Here is a 7,041-nt window from a genome sequence, read left to right on the forward strand (position 1 = left end):
CATCCGCTCGTGGAAGCAGTTAGAACGGTCGGTGCCAGAATCAGGCTTATAAATGACGGGGATATTGCTGCCGCAATCGCTACCGCTCTTCCGGATGGAGGGACAGAAATCTACATGGGAATAGGAGGATCGCCTGAAGCAGTTCTTGCAGCCGCCGCACTTCAGTGCATGGGAGGCGAAATTCAGGTTAAGTGCTGGCCAAGAGACAAAGACGAAATTGAAAAAGTAGAAAAATCTTCTTTTGAACTCCACGCTGTTTACGGGACAAAGGATCTCATAGATGGCGAAGAAGTAGTTTTCAGTGCGACAGGGATCACTGATGGCTCTTTCCTTAAGGGAGTCCGGTTCACTCACAGTCAAGCAATTACTGATTCAATAGCAATGAGATCGAGCACGAGAACAGTAAGAAGAATAAGGGCTTATCATGAGATAGCTTACAAAACCATAACGACGAAGTCTGGGGGAGAGGTCTCCATATTTAACAGCCTGCTTGGGAAGAGAGCATGAAAGTCTGACAAATAAAACCCTTGATGATTTGGGATTTTTGACTAATAGATCCCACAGCGCTTTGAAAGCTGTAGATTCATTGCTGTCACTGGAAATGCCTGATTAAGAAAGCCACGCCGTCTATTCCGGGGCGTTATCAGGTTGAGAAAATCTGCGGCAGGAGAAGCATGGAGTTCCGATTTTTCATCAATTAAGTATCTTTCAGCGTTTCGAAATTGAATCGTGCACGTTTCCACCCAAAAATCTTACCGGAAACTGCAAAGAGCGGATATTGGATCCCGAAAAGTGAGCGAGAGGTTTTTATCCATATATTTGAATAGTCAATCTTAAAAAATCTGATCTTTTAGAGCTTCCAACAAAAGTCATAATTGAAGATCTTTTGCCACAAATGTTGTTGCTCTTCCGATAAGGTCTACTGCTTTTCAGGTGCTATAATAAGCGCAAAACAACGGAGGCATTTCTGTGATCTGCATTCTGCAAAACGACAGTGATTTTTACAAAGAAATCTCCCCTGTTGAAAAGGCCCTGGATAACACGGGGTATGAGTATTCGACATGGAGAACCTTTCTTGACGGGTTTCCTGAGGACGAGTTGAGCTGTGACGGATTGATAATAACTGGTGGTTTCTCAATGAGCAACTACTTCGAAGGAAGAGCACTATCTTCTGGAGGAAACTTCGTTCGTAGTTTTAGGGGGCCAATTCTGGGTATTTGCCTGGGAATGCAGATTCTGGCCAGGATCGGTGGTGAGTCACTGGTCGTATCTAAAGAGCTGGGAGTTACAAAGATAAGACTGGACGCTTTACATGAACTTTTTTCGGGAATTGAAAGTGAAGTTAGCGCCTATCAGAGACACAATTATGGTCTGCCTTACGTACCTTATGGCTACAGGCAGATTGCATGGGGGGATGAAACTTTCATTCAGGGAATATCTTCTACAGATGGGTTGAGATTCGGTATACAGTTTCATCCAGAGGAAATTGAGCTTGGTTCTGACGAGCAGCTGCAAAGAATCTTTGCCAATTTTTGCCGGATCGTCAGCTTTCACAAGCGATGACTCAGGAGGGGAATATGAGAGTAGGGATTATCGGTGTAGGAAACATAGGTGGAATCTTTGCCGACAGGCTTCTCGGAGAGCTTGAGGGTCTCGAGAAGCTGTACTTGCTGGACAGAAATCAGGAAAGGCTTTCAAATTATTCTGGCGAAACTGAGAGAGTGGTTATCGCGAAGACTCCCGGTGAAGTCCTGGAGAATTGCACCCACGTAATAATTTCGGTGAAACCTCAGGACTGTATGGAGTTATTTGCGGAAGTCATAAACGGTAAGAACTCCTCTCCAATCATTATCAGCACAATAACTGGAATTGAGATAGCTTTGATTTCAAGGAAGACGGGCTTGGAAAAGATTGCCCGAATTATGCCAAACGTTCCAAGCGCAATAGGACGGGGCGTCACGGGATTCGTTTGCTCGAGTTCACTTACAGGAAGGGAGAAAAAAGAGGTCGAGAGAATCCTTCGCACAATGGGTGAGATTGTGGAAGTCAGGGAGAAAGACCTCTCCGCTGTTACCGCTCTAAGCGGTAGTGGCCCGGCATTCGTGTTTGTGATTGTTGAGTCATTGATTGATGTGGGCCTAAAAATGGGTCTCTCTTATGACGTTGCCAGAGAGCTTATTCTCGGCACTCTTGGGGGTTCGGTCGAGTTGCTTAAGGTGAAGGGAAATCACCCTGGCGAGTTCCGTCATCTCGTAACCTCACCCGGAGGCACGACGATCGAAGGAATCTATTCTTTGGAGAGAGAAGGATTGAGAGGCACGATAATGAAGGCTCTCTTTGACACCTATTTGAGAGCTGAAGAGATCAACTCCGAGCTGGAGGTGACACATAATGGATCTTCTGAATAAGGGAGAGAGAGTTAAGACCGCTTCGAGAAAGCTCAGGTTGCTGAGCACCAATGAGAAGAACGAAGCGATCATGTTGATCTCCCGAGAACTCGAAACTCAGAAAGGAGAGATCCTCCGGGCCAATTCCATTGACGTTGAAAACTCGAGAAAGAAGGGAATGAAGGAGTCTCTAATTGACAGACTAGCTCTTTCCGAAGAACGAATCGCTATGATGGTTAAATCATGCGAGAATGTTGCCTCTCTGCCTGATCCGGTTGGTGAAATAGAAAGCGCTTGGGTTCAGAAAGACGGGCTGCTTATTTCCAAAGAGAGGGTTCCGATTGGGGCAATCGGTATGATATATGAGTCGAGGCCGAATGTCACCGTCGACGCTTCCATACTCGCCATAAAATCCGGCAATTCGGTCCTTCTAAAAGGAGGGAGCGATGCTATTAACTCCAACAAGGCAATAGTTTCCGCAATTAAGACTGCCCTAGCTTTGGCCGGTCTTCCCGATAGTTCGGTGGAACTCGTTGAAGATACTTCTCATGAAGCTGTGCAAGAGATGCTGAAAATGAATCAATATCTATCTTTGATAATACCTAGGGGCGGCGCGGGACTGATAAAGTTCGTGGTCAACAATTCAAGAATACCCGTAATAGAGACTGGAACTGGTAACTGCCACATCTTCGTGGACTACAATGCAGATCTGAATAAAGCGGTGGAAATAGTTGACAATGCGAAGACACAGAGACCAGGAACGTGCAACGCCGTTGAAACGTTGCTTGTTCACAGGGACATAGCTGCAGAGTTCATTCCAAGAGTCTCCGAAGTTCTCTCAAAAAAAGGAGTGGAGCTGAGGGGCTGTGATGAATCAACCAAATACTGGAAGATGATTTCCGCCACCGATGAGGATTTCGCCACTGAGTTTCTTGATCTGGTGCTTGCCATAAAGGTAGTTAAAGACGTGGATGAAGCGATTATGCATATTGAGAAATACTCGTCGGGGCACTCCGAAGCAATCTTGACCAACGACTACGCTAATTCCAGAAAATTCTTGAAAGACGTGGATTCCGCAGCCGTTTACGTTAACGCTTCAACAAGGTTTACCGATGGCGGAGAATTCGGTTTTGGCAGTGAAATAGGCATAAGCACACAGAAGCTGCACGCAAGAGGACCTTTTGGTCTTAAGGAGCTAACAAGTTACAAGTATACGATACTTGGGAATAATCAGGTGAGAAAGTGATGTCTAGAGTGGTCCTGAAAGCTGGTTCCAACCTGCTTGTAAAGAGTAACGGAGAAATCGATAAGAAATATGTGACTGAGCTTGCGAGAGAGATCTCTTTGCTGAAATCGTCAGGCAGCCAGGTTGTCTTAGTGTCTTCAGGAGCCAGAGCGGCTGGCTTTGGTTATCTGGAGGGAAAAAAGTCGAATGGCGATCTTTACATGAAGCAAGCCCTTTGCGCCGCAGGGCAGGTCCAGCTGATGAAGCTGTATGAGACGGTTTTCGATCTCTTTGGAGAGAGAATCGCACAGATTCTAGTTAACAGAGACGATTTTGGAGACAGAAAGAGATTTCTCAATCTCAGAAATACTCTTATAGGGCTTCTTGAACTCGGTCTTGTTCCTATAGTGAACGAAAACGACACAACCTCCACCGAAGAGATCATGTTCGGGGACAACGACATTCTCGCTTCAATGTTTGCTATCGGATGGCAGGCTAACCTGTTGATACTCATGTCAACTATAGATGGAATCCTCGATGAGGAAGGAAAAGTGATTCGGGAATTTGACCCATCGAAGAGACTCAAGAACATAGAGAATAATTCCTGGGGTACAGGCGGAATAGATACAAAGATAAGGGCTGCACGCGCCGCGTCTGCAAGTGGCATTAGAAGTTGTATTTGTAATGGAAGGGATTTCCGAAAGATAGAGGAATTTGTTCAGGGAAAGGATGTCGGAACAATCTTCTCCCCAATAGAATCTCCCGGCGCCCGCAAGACGTGGATTGGCTTTCTTTCAACTCCGAGAGGAAAGATCACAGTAAATCGAGGAGCCGAAGGGGCTATTGCTCGAGGGAAAAGTCTTTTGGCGGTAGGCGTAGAAGATGTTTCTGGAGAGTTCTCTGAAGGTGATGTAGTAAGTATTTGCTCAGTCGAGGGAAAGGAAGTCGCGAGGGGAATCTCTAATTTCAGTGCTTCAGAAGTCCAGAAAATCAAGGGAGTGAGGAGCGATAGGATTTCCTCTGTCCTGGGCCATGATTGTGCAAAGGTAGTGGTTCACATCGATAATTCCTATCGTATTTAACACGTTAATAAAAGACCTCGCTTCGTAAGATGTCGAATGGTCAAATAAATACTACATGAAATTTGTGGAATTGCGAACGCAGCCACAATTTAGCAGAGACTATGGATAAGAACCAGGTCAAACGAAATCTGAAATATGTCTTCCTTAGTTAAAGCCTACCACAGTAATCTCCGCCCTGATGTCTAAAGATCTCGTAGTATACTTTTCGAAGGAGGACACGTTGGAGGTGAAATATGTATAGTTTCCCGGACCTTTTGTACTCGGATGTCAGAATCGAGGATGTTTCGAAAAGCGATATTGTGGTGACACTTGGAAGAACAGACAATATGAAAGAGCAGAGGTACTCGGCGGCTTTCATCAGGGTGTTTGATGGAGAGAGATGGTACTTCAGCGCGACGACAGATCTTGATTCAATTCAGGACGAACTTGACAGGCTGGCTTCTCTTGCAAAGAAGAATCGCTCCATTGAAGAGCATGGAGTGGTACGGAAACTCCAGGCAAACAAAGGGTCGTACTTGAGATTCGATGGAGACTTAAACGTTTTTAAAACCTCTCTCAATGAGAAATACGATATTCTTTCAAGTTACTTTCCCCATGTCGAAAAGAGCGAGCTAGTGAAGTTCTGGAGAGGTCAGTATATAGATCAGAGAGTTGGCAAGAGGTTCTTTTCGAGCAAGGGGGCGAATCTGGAATTCGATTACCAACGAGTAGGTTTCAGACTGCTCTTCCAGATGGCCAAAGATGAAGAGCAGTTCATGGAAAGATATGATCTTGCCGGTAACGAGCTTGACTCTATAAAGGGACTTCATGAAGAAGTGAGAAAGACTGTTGAGACCTCTGAAGATTTCATAAGAAATGCAAGACCGGTTGTTTCGGGCAGTTATCCGGTTATTCTCTCTCCGGAAGCTGCCGGCGTCTTTGCGCATGAGAGTTTTGGACACAAGAGCGAGGCGGATTTCATGATCGGAGACAGGACAATGATGGAAGAATGGAAAATGGGCAGAAGAGTGGGAAGCGAAATTTTGTCTATTGTCGACGATGGGAATAAGCCAGGTGTCGGGAATGTCATTTTTGATGACGAGGGAACAAAGGCAGAAGAAACCTATTTGGTGAGAGAGGGCCTTCTATCTGGACGGTTGCACAGTGCAGAAACTGCGGCAGCTTTAGGCGAAGAACTGACGGGAAATGCCAGGGCTGTGAATTTCGAGTATGAACCGATTGTGAGAATGACCACCACTTTTATTTCACCTGGTGAATTATCCTTTGATGAGCTTCTTTCCGGTATAAAAGAAGGCGTCTACGTTGATTCTCTAAACCACGGCTCCGGCATGTCGACCTTCACGCTCGCTCCATGTAGAGCATACATGGTCAGAAACGGAAAGATTGCAGAACCGGTAAAGATCTCTGTGGTGACGGGAAGTGTTTTCCAAACCCTTAACGAGATCGAGGGACTGACCGAGGAGTTCAAGCTTCTATCGTTTGCGCTTGGAGGGTGTGGGAAAATGGAGCAATACCCCCTTCCCGTTGGATTCGGGGGACCATATGTCCGAGTCCGCTCGCTGAGTGTTCACTAGGAGGTGCTGGATATGACGAAGGAAAGATATGTTGTTCATTATACAGAAAATGCAGTAAAGATAGTTCAAACACAGGTCAGTTCTGTAAGGAAGAAAGACATTCTTCGCACGTCGATTCGACTATACGATGGCAAGTCAATGGGGGTTGCCGGTGCGCTTGGAGAGTGTAATGAAGAAGAACTCGTGGCAAAGGCAAAAGAATCGTTGAAGCTTGCGATTCCTTATCCCTACGAGGCTTCTAGAGAGCTCGTGAGAGAAGAACGCCACCGGTCAGATCTCCAGGGCGAAGAAGAATTGCTTGAAGCTACAGAAGAGATTCTCCAGAAACTGAGAAGAGACCAACCTCATTTTAGTTTTAGCCACTTGTTCAAATCTGCAAGAGTCGAGTCTTCCATGCAGAACGATCTCGGTCTTAACTTGAAATCATCTCGCGAATTCATAAGTCTCGAACTAGTCATAAAGGACAAGAAATCATCGAACATCATCGATGCGATGACGGGATACGAAGGAAGGAAGTTCCATAAAGACTCCTTTATCGAGCTGACTAATATGATTTGTGATGCATACATGAACCAATTGCCTGACATAGAAGAAGGAGTTTATCCGGTAGTTTTCAGGTCAGATGATATGACTTACTACAAGAAACTCTACGAGTCTCTAAACGGTATGCTTTTCGGCTCGGGTGGATCCCTTCTTTCGGGGAAGATCGGCAAAAAAGTCTTCTCCGACAAAGTCACTCTTTTCCAGACGCGCAATGTGGAAGATGGTTTCTT

Annotated in this window: 6 protein-coding genes and 1 pseudogene; all 7 read left to right on the plus strand. The window is 45.6% G+C overall.

Annotated elements, in window-relative coordinates; translation table 11 throughout:
* The coding region (locus BG32_RS04030) for a fructose-bisphosphatase class II (RefSeq protein WP_121526439.1) at nt 1-507 on the plus strand (507 nt) is incomplete at its 5' end.
* A 462-nt stretch (nt 508-969) separates the two neighbouring features.
* Complete coding sequence (locus BG32_RS04035; RefSeq protein ID WP_006487474.1) at nt 970-1,563, plus strand: type 1 glutamine amidotransferase; 594 nt, start codon at nt 970-972, stop codon at nt 1,561-1,563.
* A 14-nt stretch (nt 1,564-1,577) separates the two neighbouring features.
* Complete coding sequence (gene proC / locus BG32_RS04040; RefSeq protein ID WP_014729967.1) at nt 1,578-2,408, plus strand: pyrroline-5-carboxylate reductase; 831 nt, start codon at nt 1,578-1,580, stop codon at nt 2,406-2,408.
* Nucleotides 2,392-3,633: a glutamate-5-semialdehyde dehydrogenase gene (locus BG32_RS04045; protein WP_121526441.1), complete on the plus strand. Its 1,242-nt coding sequence runs from the start codon at nt 2,392-2,394 to the stop codon at nt 3,631-3,633. Before proC ends, BG32_RS04045 begins: the two co-directional genes overlap by 17 nt.
* Nucleotides 3,633-4,694: a glutamate 5-kinase gene (gene proB, locus BG32_RS04050; RefSeq protein ID WP_006487477.1), complete on the plus strand. Its 1,062-nt coding sequence runs from the start codon at nt 3,633-3,635 to the stop codon at nt 4,692-4,694. The genes BG32_RS04045 and proB overlap by 1 nt, the downstream gene beginning before the upstream one ends.
* Before the next feature lie 233 nt (nt 4,695-4,927).
* Nucleotides 4,928-6,268: a TldD/PmbA family protein gene (locus BG32_RS04055; protein ID WP_006487478.1), complete on the plus strand. Its 1,341-nt coding sequence runs from the start codon at nt 4,928-4,930 to the stop codon at nt 6,266-6,268.
* A gap of 12 nt (nt 6,269-6,280) precedes the next feature.
* A pseudogene (locus BG32_RS04060) lies at nt 6,281-7,041 on the plus strand (peptidase U62); the annotation flags it as partial.

This window comes from Mesotoga sp. HF07.pep.5.2.highcov, assembly GCF_003666285.1.
GTDB classification, from domain to species: domain Bacteria; phylum Thermotogota; class Thermotogae; order Petrotogales; family Kosmotogaceae; genus Mesotoga; species Mesotoga prima.

Bases quoted from the DNA above. Each gene is read 5' to 3' on its own strand.
- proC (WP_014729967.1), top strand. From the start codon at position 1,578: ATGAGAGTAGGGATTATCGGTGTAGGAAACATAGGTGGAATCTTTGCC.
- BG32_RS04045 (WP_121526441.1), top strand. From the start codon at position 2,392: ATGGATCTTCTGAATAAGGGAGAGAGAGTTAAGACCGCTTCGAGAAAG.
- proB (WP_006487477.1), top strand. From the start codon at position 3,633: ATGTCTAGAGTGGTCCTGAAAGCTGGTTCCAACCTGCTTGTAAAGAGT.
- BG32_RS04055 (WP_006487478.1), top strand. From the start codon at position 4,928: ATGTATAGTTTCCCGGACCTTTTGTACTCGGATGTCAGAATCGAGGAT.